Annotated in this window: 13 protein-coding genes; 3 read left to right on the top strand and 10 right to left on the bottom strand. The window is 39.0% G+C overall.

Annotated elements, in window-relative coordinates; genetic code table 11:
* Positions 1–7 precede the first annotated feature (7 nt).
* Complete coding sequence (dapF, locus tag AC3B6D_RS02985) at positions 8–976, top strand: diaminopimelate epimerase (RefSeq protein ID WP_489774870.1); 969 nt, start codon at positions 8–10, stop codon at positions 974–976.
* Between the two features lie 87 nt (positions 977–1,063).
* Here dapF and AC3B6D_RS02980 read toward each other — a convergent pair whose 3' ends face one another.
* The 3 genes from AC3B6D_RS02980 to AC3B6D_RS02970 form a co-directional block, all read right to left on the bottom strand.
* A complete protein-coding gene (locus AC3B6D_RS02980) occupies positions 1,064–2,503 on the bottom strand; it encodes an APC family permease (RefSeq protein ID WP_489774869.1) in 1,440 nt (479 codons plus the stop codon).
* 206 nt (positions 2,504–2,709) lie between these two features.
* Positions 2,710–4,158 carry a multicopper oxidase family protein gene (locus AC3B6D_RS02975; RefSeq protein ID WP_489774868.1) on the bottom strand — a complete coding sequence of 483 codons (1,449 nt, stop codon included), beginning with the start codon at positions 4,156–4,158 and terminating at the stop codon, positions 2,710–2,712.
* A 54-nt stretch (positions 4,159–4,212) separates the two neighbouring features.
* The gene (locus tag AC3B6D_RS02970) at positions 4,213–4,692 is read right to left on the bottom strand and encodes a GNAT family N-acetyltransferase (RefSeq protein ID WP_489774867.1); all 480 of its coding nucleotides are present in this window, start codon (positions 4,690–4,692) and stop codon (positions 4,213–4,215) included.
* A gap of 93 nt (positions 4,693–4,785) precedes the next feature.
* Here AC3B6D_RS02970 and AC3B6D_RS02965 point away from each other — a divergent pair, with 93 nt between their 5' ends.
* Positions 4,786–5,718, top strand: coding sequence for a glycosyltransferase family 2 protein (locus AC3B6D_RS02965; RefSeq protein ID WP_489757398.1), 933 nt, complete (start codon positions 4,786–4,788; stop codon positions 5,716–5,718).
* Positions 5,719–5,804: 86 nt separating this feature from the next.
* Here the strand turns inward: AC3B6D_RS02965 and AC3B6D_RS02960 are convergent, their stop codons facing one another.
* Both AC3B6D_RS02960 and AC3B6D_RS02955 read right to left on the bottom strand, forming a co-directional pair.
* On the bottom strand, positions 5,805–7,145 hold the full coding sequence (locus AC3B6D_RS02960) for a glucose-6-phosphate isomerase (RefSeq protein WP_489757397.1): 1,341 nt from the start codon (positions 7,143–7,145) through the stop codon (positions 5,805–5,807).
* An 88-nt stretch (positions 7,146–7,233) separates the two neighbouring features.
* Complete coding sequence (locus tag AC3B6D_RS02955; RefSeq protein ID WP_489757396.1) at positions 7,234–7,839, bottom strand: VanZ family protein; 606 nt, start codon at positions 7,837–7,839, stop codon at positions 7,234–7,236.
* Between the two features lie 71 nt (positions 7,840–7,910).
* Here AC3B6D_RS02955 and AC3B6D_RS02950 point away from each other — a divergent pair, with 71 nt between their 5' ends.
* On the top strand, positions 7,911–10,031 hold the full coding sequence (locus AC3B6D_RS02950) for an LTA synthase family protein (RefSeq protein WP_489774866.1): 2,121 nt from the start codon (positions 7,911–7,913) through the stop codon (positions 10,029–10,031).
* 91 nt (positions 10,032–10,122) lie between these two features.
* On the opposite strand, the gene AC3B6D_RS02945 is transcribed toward AC3B6D_RS02950, so the two are convergent.
* The 5 genes from AC3B6D_RS02945 to AC3B6D_RS02925 form a co-directional block, all read right to left on the bottom strand.
* On the bottom strand, positions 10,123–11,409 hold the full coding sequence (locus tag AC3B6D_RS02945; protein ID WP_489774865.1) for an NCS2 family permease: 1,287 nt from the start codon (positions 11,407–11,409) through the stop codon (positions 10,123–10,125).
* A 150-nt stretch (positions 11,410–11,559) separates the two neighbouring features.
* Entirely contained in the window at positions 11,560–14,103 is a 2,544-nt protein-coding gene (locus AC3B6D_RS02940) for a M1 family metallopeptidase (protein WP_489769089.1), read from the bottom strand.
* Positions 14,104–14,209: 106 nt separating this feature from the next.
* The gene (locus AC3B6D_RS02935; protein WP_489769090.1) at positions 14,210–15,694 is read right to left on the bottom strand and encodes an ATP-binding protein; all 1,485 of its coding nucleotides are present in this window, start codon (positions 15,692–15,694) and stop codon (positions 14,210–14,212) included.
* Positions 15,691–16,407 (bottom strand): winged helix-turn-helix domain-containing protein, encoded by a 717-nt coding sequence (locus AC3B6D_RS02930; RefSeq protein ID WP_489769091.1) that lies wholly within the window; start codon positions 16,405–16,407, stop codon positions 15,691–15,693. The genes AC3B6D_RS02935 and AC3B6D_RS02930 overlap by 4 nt, the downstream gene beginning before the upstream one ends.
* Before the next feature lie 47 nt (positions 16,408–16,454).
* On the bottom strand, positions 16,455–17,471 hold the full coding sequence (locus tag AC3B6D_RS02925; protein WP_489774864.1) for a zinc-binding alcohol dehydrogenase family protein: 1,017 nt from the start codon (positions 17,469–17,471) through the stop codon (positions 16,455–16,457).
* Between the last annotated feature and the right edge of the window lie 74 nt (positions 17,472–17,545).

Genomic DNA, 17,545 nt, shown 5'->3' with positions numbered 1-17,545 from the left:
CTTTAATATGGTGCAATTACTCAAAGTTCATGGTTCACTCAATCAATTCTTATTGCTGGACCAAACCCTTTTACAACAACCATTAACTACTCAAGAATTACAATTATTAGTCCAAACTTTAACCCAGATTCCCGCTTTGCAGCCGGTTGACGGTTTGCTTGTCGTGGACCAAGCAACTGAGCCAACAGCCTTAGGTCAAATGCAAATTTTTAATGCGGACGGTTCAACAGCTTTAATGTGCGGCAATGGTTTACGAACAGTGGCCCGCTATTTAGCAGATAAATTTCAGCAAGATGATTTCACTGTGGAAACTTCACAAAAAAGTTTACACGTTAAACGTTATCCCAATTTGGCACCTAACGTACCGGCCTTTGGTGTGGAAATCTCCCCCGTAAGTTTTAAACCACAGACTGTCGGTTTAACTACTCCAACAGAGCCGGTCATCAATCAGGTTATTCCCACGATTGATCCTGACTTAAAATTTACCGCTTTAGCTGTTCCCAATCCGCACTTGATTACTTTTGTACCAGAAATTGATACAACTCGTTTGCAACAGCTCGGTCAACAATTAAATGACCACAATCCTGAATTACCTGACGGAGTTAATCTAAGCTTTGTTAAAATTTTAGGAGCGCAAACAATTTTTGTGCAAACTTTTGAACGCGGTGTCGGTTTAACCAACGCGTGTGGGACCGCAATGTCTGCGGCCAGCTTAGCTTTAGTCTTAAATTATCCGCAAAAAGCCCAGTTAGAACAACTACTTCAAGTTTACAATCCGGGCGGTATGGTTCAAACCAAAGTTCATCACCAAGCCGCTCAATACTGGATGGAATTAATTGGTAATGCGACCATCATGGGCCAAACGCAGTTGTCAGAAGCTTGGTTACATCAGCCCCAAGCTATGGACAAGATTAGTTTGCAAACTGACAGTGAAGCCATTGCATACCGTAATTGGACTCAACAGCTAAAACTTTAAAATAATAATAAAATGAGGCTAGAACAATAAGATTACGCTCTTGTTATTCCAGCCTCATTTTTGTTTTAGTTTAAAATAATTGATTTTTTAAGATTTGGCTTTTTGATTCAAATACGAATGCCGAATACCATAACAGAAATAAACAATTAAGCCAATGATAAACCAACCTAAAGCATACCACTTAGCTTCTTTACTCAAGCCCCAAAAGACTAAGAGTGAACCTAAAAATCCTAGTAATGGCATAACTGGGTAAAAGGGCATCTTAAATCCAGGTTCCGGCAAATCTTTGCCTTCACGCTTCCGTAAGCCGTAAATTCCTAAAGTAACAAACATAAATGCAATTAAAGTTCCGGCCGAAACTAATTGTGACAAAATACCAAATGGGAAAATAGCGCCCACGATTACATCAACAATCGTCAAGATTAAAACAGCATGATTAGGCCGATTTTTTTGATCCAAATGACCAATCCACTTAGGTAACAAACCATCACGGCCAAAAGAATACAATAACCGTGATCCAGCCATCATCATTCCAATTAAAGCGGTAAACATACCAATAACCGCTACGGCTTGCACAATAGCTGCCACTAAACTATGACCGCTATGCCGTAATGCCCAACCAACTGGTTCAGCATTATTAGCATATGCAGTATACTTAAACATTCCCACCAAAACTAACGAAACACAAACAAACAAAAACACAGCAATTAATAACGAGCCTAAAATGCCCCGCGGCATAGTTTTTTGTGGATCCTTAGCTTCGGCCGAATTAGCTGCAATTGAATCAAAACCAATATAAGCTAAGAAGATCATCGAAACACCAGCATAAATACCACGCCAACCACCAAAGGCACTACCATCAGGGTTTAAGTGATACTTAGGAATAAATGGTACATAATTGTGCGGATGAATTGCAGTTAAACCAACGACAATAAATAACAAGATTGCTAAAACCTTGCACACGACTAACACATTTTCTACTCTAGAAGCTTGAGATGCACCTAACGATAACAAAAGAGCAACCGCAATAATTACCACAGCAGCAATTAAGTCGATGCCGCCACCTGAAGTTCCAATCGGATTCGCCAAAAATTGGGGCAATTGCAAACCTAAAGGTTCAATCAATCCCCGAAAATTAGCCGAAAGACCAGAACCAACAAAGGCCACCGCAATGAAATACTCTGCTAATAATGCCCAACCGGCAACCCAACCAAAAAATTCACCAAAAATCACATTAATCCACGAATAAGCGGAACCCGCAAAGGGCATGGCTGAAGCCATTTCTGAATAAGCAAAGGCCACTAATCCAGCAACAATCGCCGCTGCTAGGAACGATAACACTACCGCCGGTCCAGCATGTAAAGCTGCCACATCACCAGGTAAAGTAAAAATGGCCGTCGATACAATGGTTCCCACTCCTAGAGCCAAAAAGTCCTTTGTTGTTAAAGATTTAACTAAGTGTGAATCCTTTGATTCATAAACACTCGGATCTTCTTTTCGAAAAATCCGCTCCTTAATACTCGCCATAAAAATGCCTCCCATAACTTTGTTGCTTTAATGAAACTTCATTAGAGTATGGTTAACATTTTCTAACAAAAATATAAATTTGTCAATCTTTCATTTCCACTTTTAGCTATTTATTCAAAAATAGTATTTTACAGATAATTTAATGTGCCTGAAGCATAGAGAAAGGCCTAATTATTAGGCCTTTCTGAGATTAATTCTTAACTTCTTTACATTTCGTGCATTGCGTGTAAATGGTAAGTTCGTGGTTGCTTAGGATCGTAAACTTCAATTTGCGCCATCATGCCGGTATCTTCATGCTCCAAAATATGACAGTGGTACATAAAAATACCTAAAACATCAAAGCGAACTCGAATGCGCACCGTTTCGCCAGCATTAACACCCACTGTATCCTTAAAACCGGTTTCGTTAGGATACGGGGCTTGACCATTACGACTAATTACTTGAAAATGACAACCATGCATGTGAAATGGGTGAATCATCCCCCCACAAGTATCATTTGTATTCGTAATTTCCCAATCAACGGTTTGTCCTAATAATTGTTTGCGATCAATTCGCGTCATATCAAAGCGCCGACCATCAAGCAAGACCTCATCATCCATTCCCGACATTACAACCTTTTGAACCGGAGCTTGTTCATCAGCTTGCCACTGCGGAACATCGAATAACTGATTGGGAATAGTTTGTTTAGCTTTAGTCATGGCACCAATTTCAAAAGTACATAAAACCGTATCATCAGACAGCAACTGTACTTGATCGCCAACTTGACAATCACTAAAATCAACCACAATTTCAGCTCGTTCAGGAACAGTTAACATTAAACGATCTAAATCAATAGTTTGTTTTAAGAAACCACAGTCTCCCGCAATTTGCGTAAAACGGCGCCCATCATTAAAATGCAACCGAAATTCACGTCGATTAGCAGCATTTAATAAGCGTAACCGCACTTGCGGAGTCGTCACCTTAAACACACCATTGATCGTACCGTTCACTAACGGATACTCACCTAAAGTCCCATCCACATCATAATCGGCTTGATAATCCAATTGATTATCATGATAGGAGCGATCTTGCAGAATTAGTGGTAAATCATCGACACCGTATTCTTGAGGCAGTGGTAAGGTTTTAGCATGTTCATCAGTAACAATTACCATGGCTGCTAAACCATTCCAGACTTGGCGGGCTGTATTGGGACACGGATGTGGATGCATCCAATCTGTTTGCGCCCCTTCTTGATGCAATGTAAATTCAATATCGCGCGCTTGCCCAGGCAAAATGGGAGCATGGGGACCACCATCAGTAATGGGCCCCGGAATGTTTAACCCATGCCAATGTAACGTCGTGGTTTCGGGTAAGTGGTTTTCAATATGCACATGATAATGCCAACCATCATGCAAGACAACCGTTTGTCCCAAAATCTCAGCATTATAGCCCCAGGTCTTGGTTAATTCACCTGGTAAAATCGCAGCTTGTGACTCCTGAGCCACTACGGTATACCACACCTCATGATCTTGAACTTTATCTGGCTTTAAAATTGGCGGAATCTTGAGCGCCTTACTAGGCACCTGCGGCAACGTCAGTTTTTTATAACCACCATCATGTAGGTCATAGACATTTTCATCATAAAAATATTCTTGATAAAATGGTCGTTGACTCAAATTAATCACTCCTTTTCACAATTTGATCATAACACACTCTGCGTTTAGGAGAAATCAAACTGAACGCTTCATCGTGACATCGGTTACCTGAAAGCCCAACTTTTGATAGAGATGCTGTGCCTTATGATTAATTCCAAATACGTGCAAGCCAAGCTCTTGATAACCCAAATCATGTGCCTGATGAATCACCAAATTTAAAGCTTCTTGCCCCAAGCCTTGGTCTTGAAAAGTATCCAAGATGGCAAAATCATATAAAAACAAATACGGTCGTTCTGAGTAATCACTATCCATGACTTCCGCTAGCCAAACATAACCCACTGTTTGTTCAATATTTTGCACCACATACAAAAAATTGTGGTAAGTATGTTGTTGATCCGGTAATAATAATTTAAACTCTTCCTCCGCTCGAAATAATGCTTCCTGCTTCGTCCAAGCATGATTTAACATCTTTTGCTGTGCGTATTCTTTTGTTTGCGAACTAAAAAAGCCTTGAAATTGTTGATCATCCATTGTCTTTAATACTAAATCTGTCATATTCATTGACCTTCCTTGCCAAATTCTAAATAAATAGTAGCTTTTATATTTTTTTAAAGTTAAAATATTACTGATATTCAAGGGGGTTCTTTGATGGCGACAAAAATTAGCATTATTGTACCATGCTTTAACGAAGAAGAAACGGTGGAGCTATTTTATCAAGCTATCGTTCATACTTTTCAAAAATTACCAGCATATGAGCCGGATATTTTATTTATTAACGATGGCTCAACCGATCACACCTTACAAAAATTACGCCAATTACACGAAGAGCCAACCATTGAAAGCCACTATTTATCTTTTTCCCGGCAATTTGGGAAAGAAGCCGGCATTTATGCAGGGCTGAAAAACGTTGACGGCGAATTAGTGACAATTATGGATGCTGATCTACAAGATCCCCCCAGCATGTTGATTCAGATGGTCCACCTCTTAGAAACCACGGATTACGATTGTATTGGTACTATGCGCCAAGATCGTAGTGGTGAACCACCGATTCGTTCCTTCTTTTCCAACCTTTTTTACCGCATCATCAATAAAATTTCCGATACGCAAATCATTCCGGGTGCCCGCGATTTTCGCCTAATGCGCCGCGATATGGTCAATGCCATATTAGAGATGACTGAATATAATCGCTTTTCGAAAGGAATTTTTTCTTGGGTTGGCTTTAAAACTAAATATTTACCATATAAAAATGTCGAACGAGTTGCTGGCAAAACTAGTTGGAATTTTTGGAGTTTATTTAAATATTCTGTCGAAGGCATTACTGATTTTTCCACAGTGCCCTTAATTGTAGCGGTTTGGCTCGGCTTAATTGTCATGTTCTTAGCTTTTGTAGCTCTATTATTTATCGTCGTGCGTTCTTCGATTTTTGGCAACCCGACCAAAGGTTGGTCTTCTTTAATTTCCATCATCCTCTTTTTAGGCGGTATGCAATTATTTTTCCTAGGGATTATTGGTAATTATATTGGCAAAATCTTCTTGGAAGTGAAACGCCGTCCGCTATATATTGTGAAAGAAAAAAAGTAGATTGCAAATAAAACCACTTTTTTATGCAATAAAAAAAGCCTAGAAAATTCTAGACTTTTTTTGTTGACGCAAAAACATTAAAAATTTTATAACCGTTGATTCAATTCTTGGCCTAATTCTTCAAAACCAGGTTTACCTAACAAAGCAAACATGTTCTTCTTATAAGCTTCAACACCTGGTTGATTAAACGGATTGATACCGTTCAAATAACCTGAAATAGCGATCGCAATTTCAAAGAAGTAAATTAAATAACCTAAAGTATAAGCATCTTGTTCTGGAATATGCACACTCATTACAGGCACACCACCATCAGTATGCGCTAAGACGACCCCTTCATAGGCCTTCTTGTTAACGTAATCCATGGTCTTACCTTCCAAGTATTGTAAACCATCTAAATTATCGCTTTCTTGTGGAATAGCAACGTCTTGACGTGGCTTGTCAATCATAATCACTGTTTCCATCAAGTTACGCTTACCTTCTTGGATATATTGGCCTAAAGAATGTAGATCCGTGGAGAAATTAGCAGAAGCAGGGAAAATACCTTTTTGGTCTTTACCTTCAGACTCACCAGCTAATTGCTTCCACCATTCACCAAAGTACTGTAAGTTGGGTTCATAATTTTCCAATAATTCAACCGTATAGCCTTTACGATATAAAATATTGCGCAAAGCAGCATATTTATAAGCTTCATTTTGTTGCACATCAGGATTTTGATAGTCATTACGTGCACTAGCTGCACCTTGCATCAATTGATCTAAATCAATGCCAGCCACTGCAATTGGTAACAAGCCGACCGCTGTTAAGACTGAGAAACGACCACCGATATCATCCGGAACAACAAATTCTTCATAGCCTTGAGCATCAGATTCTGTCTTTAAAGCACCCTTTTGCCGATCAGTCGTTGCATAAATCCGCTTCTTAGCTTCGGCTTCACCATATTTAGCAATTAATTTTGCTTTCAAAACTCGAAAAGCAATTGAAGGTTCGGTCGTAGTACCTGATTTAGAAATAACATTAATACTAAAGTCCCGATCGCCAATAACCGCTAACAAGTCACTTAAATAATTAGGGCTAATAGAATTACCACAGAAGTAAATTTCTGGTACTGCTTTTTCATTTTTGATATTGTAAAAGCTGCTACTCAAAAAATCAATCGCTGCCCGCGCTCCTAAATAAGAACCGCCAATCCCAATAGCTACGAAAACTTCGGAATCTTTTTGAATCTTTGCTGCGGCGGCTTTAATCCGGGCAAATTCTTCTTTATCATAATCAACTGGCAAATCTAAAAAACCCCGAAAGTCATTGCCAGCACCAGTTCCTTGCCGCAATTCTTGATCTGCAGCAGTCACTAACGGTTGCATTTCAGATAGTTCATTTTCATGAACAAATTTGCCCAATTTTGAGTCATCAAATTTGATATGTGTCAATGTACATTCCTCCAAATTTTGCTTAATTTTCTTAATAAGTACTACGAACAAATTATAGCATATTCAATTGCGAACAAGCCTTGCGATTTCAGAAAATTTTCTGACCCAACCAGTAAATCATATAACCACAAATCACCCCCAAAGTGTTAAAAATAACATCATCAACATCACTCACACCCGTCAACAAAACAAATTGTAAACTTTCAATTCCAATCGATAATAAACTGCCTTCAATAATTGTTTTCAAAGCTGCAGATTGTCCCCGACTAATTAAAGGACGCAATAATCCAAACGGAACAAACCACAAAATATTGCCTAATGAATTATATAAAAAATCAATCATTGATTTACCGGCAGTTAATTTCCACGTTTCCACTAAGGGCACCCAATTGATGGCCGTTAAGGAACGGTGCCAATAAAAATGAAAATCCCACGGAAAATAACCCTGCCGAAAAACCGTCAAAAAGAGCAGTAACAAAAAATAAATCACAAACAGATTAACTAATAATTCATGCCCCAAACTGGTCGCCTGCCGAAAAATAGCTAACCACAGTATTCGACAAAGTAAGAATACTAAAAAATAAAAAATAGTTTTATCAAGGCTTAAAAAAATCAGCCGAATTAACGGAAAATGATTAATACGTCCTGCCAAATGCTGATAAACTTGTTGATATATTGAATTTAAGAAAATCATGTCTAACCTCACTGTTACCATAATTAAATGGTAAAATTATGAATGATACTATTATGGAGAGAAATTAATTCATGAAAATGCACAACCAAATGAACACTCGGCGCAGTGGCTGGTTATTAATCTTAACCGGAGGTCTCTGGTTAAAAACCGTCATTGCTTATTACTTAGATTTTAATATGGGCGCCGCTGATCCCTTTCAGCATTTTTTACTCATTATGAATCCCATTGCTACAAGTTTACTCTTATTGAGCTTGCCACTTTATTTCAAAAAAGCGAAACCATATTATTGGACCACTCTAGCCATTTATGTTTTAGAAACAATATTACTATATAGCAATATTTTATATTACCGCGAATTTAGTGATTTTATTAGTATTAACACCATTTTAAGTGTGGGCAAAGTTGCTAAAGGCCTTGGCAGCAGTGCCATTGCCATGATTAAAGTACACGATTGGATTTATTTTATTGATTTTCCAATTTTTGCTTTGTTATGGATTACTAAAAAAGTTACTGCCGACCCCAAGCCCACTAGTAAGTTACAAGCTTTTTTAATTACCAGTCTGAGTTTAACCATGTTAGCCGCTAACGTTTTTTTAGCCGAATTAAGTCGACCACAATTATTAATGCGGACCTTTGATCGCACCTATATTGTTAAATATTTGGGACTGAATTCTTTTTTAGCATATGATAGTTTTAAAACCGCCCAAAGTAACAATCTCCGCTCCGGAGCGCAAGGAGCTAATATGGATCCGGTCTTATCTTATGTCAAACAACATTACGCCACACCTAATCCCAAGTATCAAGGCATTGCCAAAGGAAAAAATGTTATCATCATTCATCTCGAAAGTTTTCAACAATTCCTGATCGATAGTAAAGTGAAGGGTCAAGAAGTGACTCCCTTTTTAAATAGTCTTTATCATTCCGATAATACCCTAGCTTTTTCCAATTTCTTCCACGAAGTTGGTCAAGGCAAGACGAGTGACGCAGAAACTATGTTAGAAACGGGACTTTTTGGCTTACCCGAAGGATCTTTTTTTACTAGTTTAGGATCTAACAATACCTTCCAAGCCGCACCGGCCATTTTAAATCAACAACAAGGTTATACCTCGGCGGCGTTTCATGGTAATATTGGTTCTTTTTGGAGTCGCGACACTGTTTACAAAAATATGGGCTACAATTATTTCTTTGATCAAAAGTATTTTCAACAAACTGCCGATAGTAACACTTATTGGGGCAGCAAAGATAAACTGTTATTTGCGGAAAGTACCAAATATTTAGAACAGCTGCAACAGCCATTTTACGCTAAATTTTTGACAGTCACTAATCACAACCCCTTTGAATTAGCCAATGATGACCTCGGTGGTTTTCAAAAACCGGATACTAATAATACAATGGTCAATAATTATTTTGGCACTGCACATTATCTTGATGAAGCTGTTCACGAATTCTTCGACTATTTAAAGGCTAGTGGTTTGTATGACAATTCGATTATCATTCTTTATGGTGATCACTTTGGACTAAGTGAAGGTGATGAAAAAGACGTTGCGCCGGTCATTGGGCATGATCCGAAAACTTGGAGTCAATTCGATCATATTCAACTGCAACGTGTTCCGTTTATGATTCATATGCCCGGATTAAAGGGAGGAATTCAAAAACAATACGGTGGAGAAATTGATGTTTTGCCCACTTTATTAAATCTCTTGGGCGTCAATACTAAGCCCTATATCTTTATGGGCAATGACCTCTTATCTAAGCAACATGACCAAAATGTCATTTTCCGTAACCATACGTTCGTGACACCTAAGTATACCGTGATTAATAATAGTAATAACAAAATGACCATTTATCAAAACAGTAATGGTCAATTAATCACTGATCCAACACCCGAATTGAAAAGTAAACTACGCCAAATTGCCCAAAAGAAGGATACTGAACTGAGTTTATCAGATTCCGTCAATAAAACTAATCTCTTGCGTTTTTATACTCCCAAGGGCTTTACCCCTGTCAATCCTAAGGACTATAACTATCAAAACGAATTTCAACACTTAATGAAAACGCGCGATGCTTTGGGGGATAAATCAACGAGTCTTTATTCCAAAAATAATAATAAAACGACTACTGATTTATATAAGAGCAATGCCCCTGAACTAGATGGTAATGATAATTTTCTCTATGAAGTTCCCCAAAAATAAGCTAAACAAACTAACTAAAAAAGCATTAGTTCAACATTCTAGTAACGAATTCACAGTTGAACCAATGCTTTTTGTTTTATTCTCAACTTAACTATAAAATAGCATTTACAATTAAATCTAATAAAAATAAACCACTTAAAACTAGCAATGTGGCATTTAATTGCTGCCCTTGCTTAGTGGCCCATTTAACGACAGGATAACTCACAAAACCAAAAGCTAACCCCGTGGCAATACTGCCAGTTAGCGGAATCAACGTAATAATCAAAAACGCCGGAAACCATTCACTAAAATCTTGTAAATTTAAAGTTTGCAATTGTTGCATCATCATAGCCCCTGTCAGGATCAAAGCCGGTGCAATCGCGGCTTGAGGGATATATTTTAAACCACCGACTACAAACAACGAAGCACTAAATAAAATAGCTGCTACTAAAGATACAATCCCACTGTGACCCCCACTTTCAATTCCCGCAGCACTTTCCGCCGCGGCAACAGTCGGACTACTACCTAAAATTCCAGATAAGACAGCTGTAATGGAACTACTTTGAAAGGCCCGCGGAAATTTTTTCTGATCAGGTAAAATGCCAGTCAACAGCCCCATGGATTCAAATACTAAAATCATGGTCAAAGAAAAGACCGCCAACCAAAATTTCAAATTTCCAATTTGACTAAAATTAGCTTGATTAATTAACTGTGACATTTGGGTTAATTGACTTAATTTGACCGGGGGAGCAGCTGCTTGTAAATGAAAAATAACCGCTAAGATACTGCTCGTAATAATACCGATAATAAAATAACCTGGAACTTTTTTTAAATATAAAACTAACGTTAATACTAAGCCAAATAAGGCCAGTAACGTCATTGGCGCAGCTAAGTTGCCTCCTGCTACTAAGGAACCATTATGACCTGCTACAATGATCCCCGCCTTTTTTAACCCCAGTTCGACTAAGAACAAGCCGATCCCAACGCTAATCCCTGTTTTTAAACTAGCTGGAATTGTTTTAGCTAACAAGTGTACTAATGGTGTAAAAGCAATCACTAAATACGCCAAACTGCTTAAGATAGAAACTGCTAAGGCCTCTCGCCAACTAAATTTGAGGTTAACTACTAAGGTATACGTAAAAAAGGCATTGACGCCCATTCCTGGGGTCAAGATCACCGGTGCATCTGCCCAAAAAGCCATAATTAAACAGCCGATTGCCGAAATAATAATCGTCGCAAACACACTCAGATTAACCGGCATGCCGGCATCCTTTAAAATTAGCGGGTTAACAATAATAATATAAGAAATGGCGAAAAAACTGGTAACCCCCGCTAACAGTTCAGTCTTTAATTGCTGTGGTTGCTTGAATATTTTAAACAAAATGATCTTACTCCTCATTAATTTCTTTCGGAATGCCATCAAAACAGCAAAGAAGCCAAGAAAAAAATCGCTGAGTATGATTATAACTTTCTTAAGTGTTAGTAACACCAAAATTGAATCGCAATAATCAGCTTTGAGCGACTTTGATCTCAGCCTCTAACTTCAGCTTTAGAATGATGCTAAAATTAATTCCTTGATTGCTGTTTGCACTCCTTGTTGTTGCTCTTGAACTAAAGCGACGCGACCAGCAATGGCTTTTTCATCCATAGTAATTTCTCGACCTAAACCGGGCACAGCCACTTTGGGCTCAAAAAATTGTTGAAATTCTGCTAAACGCTCTGGTGTATGAAAGGCATTCGCGGTCACCGTAATAAACGCAGTAAATTCCATGTCGCCACCTAAGCTTTGTTCCAGCCAACTCCAATCGCTGCGTAACCAATCCCAAGCTAGTTGTTGCCCCTGAGGATTAAGTAACACGCCCCGATACCAAGCCCGTAAGTCTTGCGGTTTAATTGTTTGACTATCTTCAAATAAAGCGATCATCTGGTGTAATAATGATGGATCTGCTATTTTGGGCATCGCAGCAGCGATATCACTCTTTAAATCAGCCACACTAGTTTGCCGATATAAAGTCATTAATTGCTCAAACAACGCCGCATTGCCATAGTTTTGCACTTCATTAACTAACAAACTTGCTCGCGTGGCAGCTGGAAAACTAGCCAAATTAGCTTGATACTGACCGAATAATTGATGCCCTTGTTGAATGAGAGCTGGATTTTCACCATAAAGACCCGCTTGTATCAAAATTGGGCGACTTAACTGATCATCTAGACTTTCTTGTTCTTGAGGTAGCCACCCTAAACGATTGATTTCCGCCGCACTAAATTGGCGATAAACTTGTTTTAATGCAGTTTCGGCAGCTGTTTGTGGTTGGACAAATTTTTGCAATTGACGCAAAATTTGGTAAAATTCGGCATTCACAATATTAGAAGTACTATGACTAAACTGCGGTAAAATCTGAATAACTGCAGCATAAGGCTTTTGTTGCCCTTCGGCCAATAACGCCGCATCTTGTAAAATTTGTAATTGAGTCACCGCATCTAATTCGCTAACGTTTTGAACCAAATCGGCTAAGAGTTGATCATCATAAGCTACAATAAAGTGTGATTCATTTTCCACGTTCAACTGTAATGGCTGCTGAGCTGCTTGCCGTAACTCGGTATAATGCGGAATTTCTATGGTGGCTGTCGTCATCAACTGAGGTACGGCTGTAAAATTACTCTTTAACGGAATTTGCCACTGCCGCTGTTGGTCTTGACTTTCGCCAATAAAAAATTGTTGTTGATGTAAGACTAATGTATCAGCCTGCAGTTTAACTGTCACGACTGGATACCCCGGCTGCTCCAACCAAGTATCCATAATCTTTTTTAAATCCATGTGGGCAGCATTACCCAAAGCTTGCCACAAATCATCGCCAGTCGCATTAGCATACTGGTGCTGGTCAAAATAGGCTTTGAGACCTTGCCGTAACGCTTGATCACCAATCAAAGCGCGCACCATCACTAACATGCGTGCCCCCTTGGCATAAACAATCGCACTATCAAAGATCGCGTCAATTTCGGCGGGCTGTTCAACTTGCACGTGAACTGACTGGACCCCAGCAGTGGCATCTCGCTTTAGTGCTGCCGGCACTTCGGCTGTTTGAAACAATTCCCAGATATGCCAATCCGGTTGCAAGGCATCAATCGCCACGTATTCCATCATATTAGCAAAACTTTCATTTAACCAGAGATCATCCCACCACTGCATGGTTACCAAATCGCCAAACCATTGGTGAGCCAATTCGTGGGCGATCACTGTCGCTACATATTGCTGATTTTCTAAAGCGGCGTTTTGCGGATCAACTAGTAAACAGGTTTCCCGATAAGTGATTAAGCCCCAGTTTTCCATGGCACCTGCTGAAAAGTCTGGCAAGGCCAAATGCCAAGAATGTGGCAAGGGATATGGTGTTTGATAATAATCCTCATAAAATTCAATTGAACGTTTGGCGATGTCTAAAGCAAAAGTTAATTCCTGAGCTGAATGGGCTTTGGTAGCAAAGACGCCTACCTCTACCCCACTTTTCGTCGTGGTCGTCACTTTTTGCAACTCACCAAAAGCAAAGGCTACTAAATAAGTCGACATTTTAACTGTCGTTTCAAAATAGTGCACCCCTTGCTGCACTTGTTTTTCAGGCATATTGCTAATAATTGTTTCACCGGGGTGTTCATCAAATTTAATAGCTAAATTAAAAGTTGCCTTGGCCGCTGGTTCATCGACACAAGGAAAAGCTTGCCGCGCAGCTGTCGTTTCAAACTGAGTTCCAATTAATTGCTTGGTTTGGCCGGCCACTTGATAATAAGAGGGGTAAATGCCCATCATTGAATCAGTTAAAGGTGCCTCATAAGCAATTGTTACCGTCGTAGCTCCTGCTTGCGGCAATTCAATCGTCACAGTTTCTTTTTGTTCATCAACACTAAAAGTTAAGTTTTGATCGGCTGCGGTCACGTTTTGAATAGTTAAATATTTTTGATGCAATTTAATAGTTGAAGTCACAGCCCAACCGCGCACTGTCGTTTGCCCATGAATCATTTTAGTTTCTCGATTAATGTCTAAATACAAATCATAATGCTCGGGTTGAAATTGTGCGTATAATCTAGTCTTATCTGTCATTATTAATCCACCTAACATGAGAATAATTTCATTATAATTTATCTATTCTGCAGAAACTAGTAAAAATTTTTTCAGGTATTCATCCAAGTTGTTATCTAGTCGGCTACTAAGCGCCTTGGGGATTGCTTTTCTTGGCTGCAGCCAACTTATCTTCATCATAAAAAGTCAGCGTAAACGTCGTGCCTTTTTCTAATCGGCTATGGACTTGGATTTTACCTTGATGTTGTTGCATTAACTGGTGCACAATGGCTAGCCCTAACCCTGATTCGCCATATTTGGTATTTTTGCGGGATGGGTCAGCTTTATAATAGCGTTCCCAAATGTTTTTCACTTGGTCTTCACTCATGCCAATGCCATTATCACTAATCGTAATCATGACGGCCTGTTGTTGGTCATCATGCCAAGCCGTCATTTTAATCCAACCTTGTTGGGTAAATTGAATAGCATTTTGGGTAATATTAAAAACTACTTGAATAAACCGATCATAATCCGCATAAACATCTAACTTCTCCGGTGCTTGCAAAATTAATTGATCCTGTGCCGATTCCGCCTTTTCTTTTAATTGCGCAATAATATTATTTAGACAATCCGTGGCATTAAAAGTTCGTTGATGCAACGGAATTTGGTTAGTCCGAATTTTTTCATAATCCAAATTCTCATTAACTAAGCGAATCAAACGTTTAGTTTCATTGCGCATTAATTGGATACTATGCTCACGCTGATCCTCGGGAATAGCATCATAAGCCAAGCCCTCTAATAACCCATTAATTGTCGTTAACGGTGTGCGCATCTCATGCGAAGCATCGGCCATAAACTCTTTGCGACGTTGTTCTTGGCGTTTAATTTCTTGATCAGACTCTTGTAATGATAAAGTCATCGCATTAAAATCATTGGCCAAATCATCCAGTTCATCTTGACCATCCGCAGCAATTTGAACATCAAAATCGCCACCCGCGACTTGTTTAGTCGCGCGCCGTAATTTATCAATCCGTTTGACTTGCCAATTAGCCAAATACCAACTCATAACCAAAGCAATTAACACTGAAATTAATAATGCTATTAATAAGTTATGTTTAATCGTATTAATACTGGTTTGAATCGCTGATACTTCAGAACCAGCCAATAACACCGCCACTAATTTATTATTATGATCAAACCAAGGCTTCATAATATAAGTCATCGGCTGCTTATTATAAACTCGCGGCCGTTCGTTTTCATGACTATTGCGCTCGCGAATAACGTTTCCCGCTTTTAATAATTTTAACGTGTGGTGATCAATTACCGGCCGTTGCGTTCGGTTCGGATAAATCTCACTCCCCGTTTTATCAAACATGACAAAATTAACCTTTTGGTCTGCCAAAACTTCTTGCATTGATTCTAAAGTGTCTGCGGTAATGTTATCAATATTGCCCGTGCGGGGATTCACTTTGAGCGCCATTTTTTGTAAGTTATCCGAATAGCCCTCCAATTGCACCCAGGTTTGACGATAAGCCATATTTTCACTATAGCTATAAACTGCAATGGAGATAACTCCTAGACAAGTTCCCACGACGATCAAAAAACCTAACATATATTGATAGATTAATTTCATGATGCACCTAAATCCGAATCGTCAAACTTATAACCTACTCCCCAAACAGTTTGAATCACTTGGGGACCGACTTGTTCAATTTTTTGGCGTAATTTTTTAATATGGGCATCAACCGTCCGCTCATCACCAAAATAATCATAGCCCCAAACTTGTTGTAACAATTGTTCCCGCGAAAAGACTTGGCGCGGCTTATTAGCCAAAGTTTTCAACAAATCAAACTCTTTAGGAGTTAGATTAGGAATTTCTTGTTGCATTAAATAAGCTTCACGAGTATTACTATTCAGTTTGAAATATTTAGTTTGAATATCAAAATTTTTATCACTAGCCGTGGAAGTTTCGGTATCAGTTAATTCACTGCGCCGATGCAAGGCTTTAATCCGAGCAATTAAGGTAATCGGGCTAAACGGTTTCGTGACATATTCATCCGCATATTCCAAACCTAAAACTTGATCACTTTCAGAATCACGGGCCGTCAACATAATAATGGGCACACTGGCCGATTTTTGGCGAATCTCTTTAGCCACTTCTAAGCCATCTTTACCGGGTAAATTCAGATCCAAAGTAATCAAATCCCAGGAATTCGGCTCTTGATTAAACATCTCTACCGCTTCATTACCATCATAAGCAAAATGAACGTCCCAATTTTCTTTTTGAAAAAACATCGACATCATTTCGGAAACAGATTTATTATCCTCAATCATTAATAATTTCATAAATTATCTCCACATCAATTATTCAAATCTTACTTATAGAATACAGTTTAAGGCTTACCATACGTCAACACAACCTTTCCCGTGGTATGTTGACTTTCTACCAGCTGGGTTGCGTGTTGCAAACTCGCAACTTCAAACCCAGTGATTTCTTTGGTTAACGTGGAGTGCAGTAAACCTTGATCTAGCCAAGCTGCAATTTGGCGCAAATACTGACCTTGTGAAGCCAAATTTGAAGTTTGATAATAACTTTTCGCAAACATCCACTCCCAGCAAAAGCTAACACTTAACCGTTTTAAATCGTTAATCTGGTGCTGACTCATATTAGTAATTGTGCCAATCATGCCAGTTGCTGGTTGAATGAGTTGAATAATCTCTTGCCAATGCGCATCGACATCACTCAAAACTAAAATATAGTCAAACTGTTGCTGGTGTGCTTGCGACACTAAATCTTGATGATGATCTAAAACATGATCCGCTCCTAACTTTTGGACCCAAGCGACAGCTTCTGGGCGTGAAGCCGTCGCCCAAACCTGCAAGCCACACAACTTAGCTAATTGAATCGCACTTGAACCAACACCACCAGCACCGTTAATAATAAGAATAGATTTAGCTTGATTAGCTAAGGTATTCAACGTTAAATGTAATTTTTCAAAAAGTAATTCGTAGGCTGTCAGAGCAGTTAAAGGCATAGCAGCACTTTGAGCCACGGACAATTTTTGGGGAGCTAACGCTACTAAGCGCTGATCGACCACTTGTAATTGGGCATTACTACCCGGTCGCTTCAGATCGCCGGCGTAAAAGACCCGCTCTCCAGGATAAAAATCTCGAACGGCGGAACCAACTTGTTGAATAATACCAACAGCATCAAATCCCAAAACGCGAGGTTGCTTTAAAGCGTGTAATGTTTTACGCGTCGCAATATCAATCGGATTGACAGCAGTCGCTAAGACTTCCACCAACAAATCATTCGCTTTTATCGTTGGCAAAGTCAACTCCGTCTTTTGAAAACACCGGTCATCTGTAACTGGGTAATAATTATCTGAACCCATTGCTAAACTTAACATCGCAATTCCTCCTCAAAATACTACTTAAAATTTTAATAACTAACGTTGATTAAACAATTGCTACTCCAAATTTT

The organism is Bombilactobacillus sp. ESL1097, assembly GCF_058107205.1.
The sequence above is the reverse complement of the archived record's forward strand: the minus strand, read 5'-3'. Positions and strand labels throughout refer to the sequence as shown.

Bases quoted from the DNA above. Each gene is read 5' to 3' on its own strand.
- AC3B6D_RS02965 (WP_489757398.1), top strand. From the start codon at position 4,786: ATGGCGACAAAAATTAGCATTATTGTACCATGCTTTAACGAAGAAGAA.
- AC3B6D_RS02980 (WP_489774869.1), bottom strand. From the start codon at position 2,503: ATGGCGAGTATTAAGGAGCGGATTTTTCGAAAAGAAGATCCGAGTGTT.
- AC3B6D_RS02935 (WP_489769090.1), bottom strand. From the start codon at position 15,694: ATGAAATTAATCTATCAATATATGTTAGGTTTTTTGATCGTCGTGGGA.
- AC3B6D_RS02925 (WP_489774864.1), bottom strand. From the start codon at position 17,471: ATGTTAAGTTTAGCAATGGGTTCAGATAATTATTACCCAGTTACAGAT.
- AC3B6D_RS02950 (WP_489774866.1), top strand. From the start codon at position 7,911: ATGAAAATGCACAACCAAATGAACACTCGGCGCAGTGGCTGGTTATTA.
- AC3B6D_RS02940 (WP_489769089.1), bottom strand. From the start codon at position 14,103: ATGACAGATAAGACTAGATTATACGCACAATTTCAACCCGAGCATTAT.
- AC3B6D_RS02955 (WP_489757396.1), bottom strand. From the start codon at position 7,839: ATGATTTTCTTAAATTCAATATATCAACAAGTTTATCAGCATTTGGCA.
- AC3B6D_RS02970 (WP_489774867.1), bottom strand. From the start codon at position 4,692: ATGACAGATTTAGTATTAAAGACAATGGATGATCAACAATTTCAAGGC.
- dapF (WP_489774870.1), top strand. From the start codon at position 8: ATGGTGCAATTACTCAAAGTTCATGGTTCACTCAATCAATTCTTATTG.
- AC3B6D_RS02945 (WP_489774865.1), bottom strand. From the start codon at position 11,409: ATGAGGAGTAAGATCATTTTGTTTAAAATATTCAAGCAACCACAGCAA.
- AC3B6D_RS02930 (WP_489769091.1), bottom strand. From the start codon at position 16,407: ATGAAATTATTAATGATTGAGGATAATAAATCTGTTTCCGAAATGATG.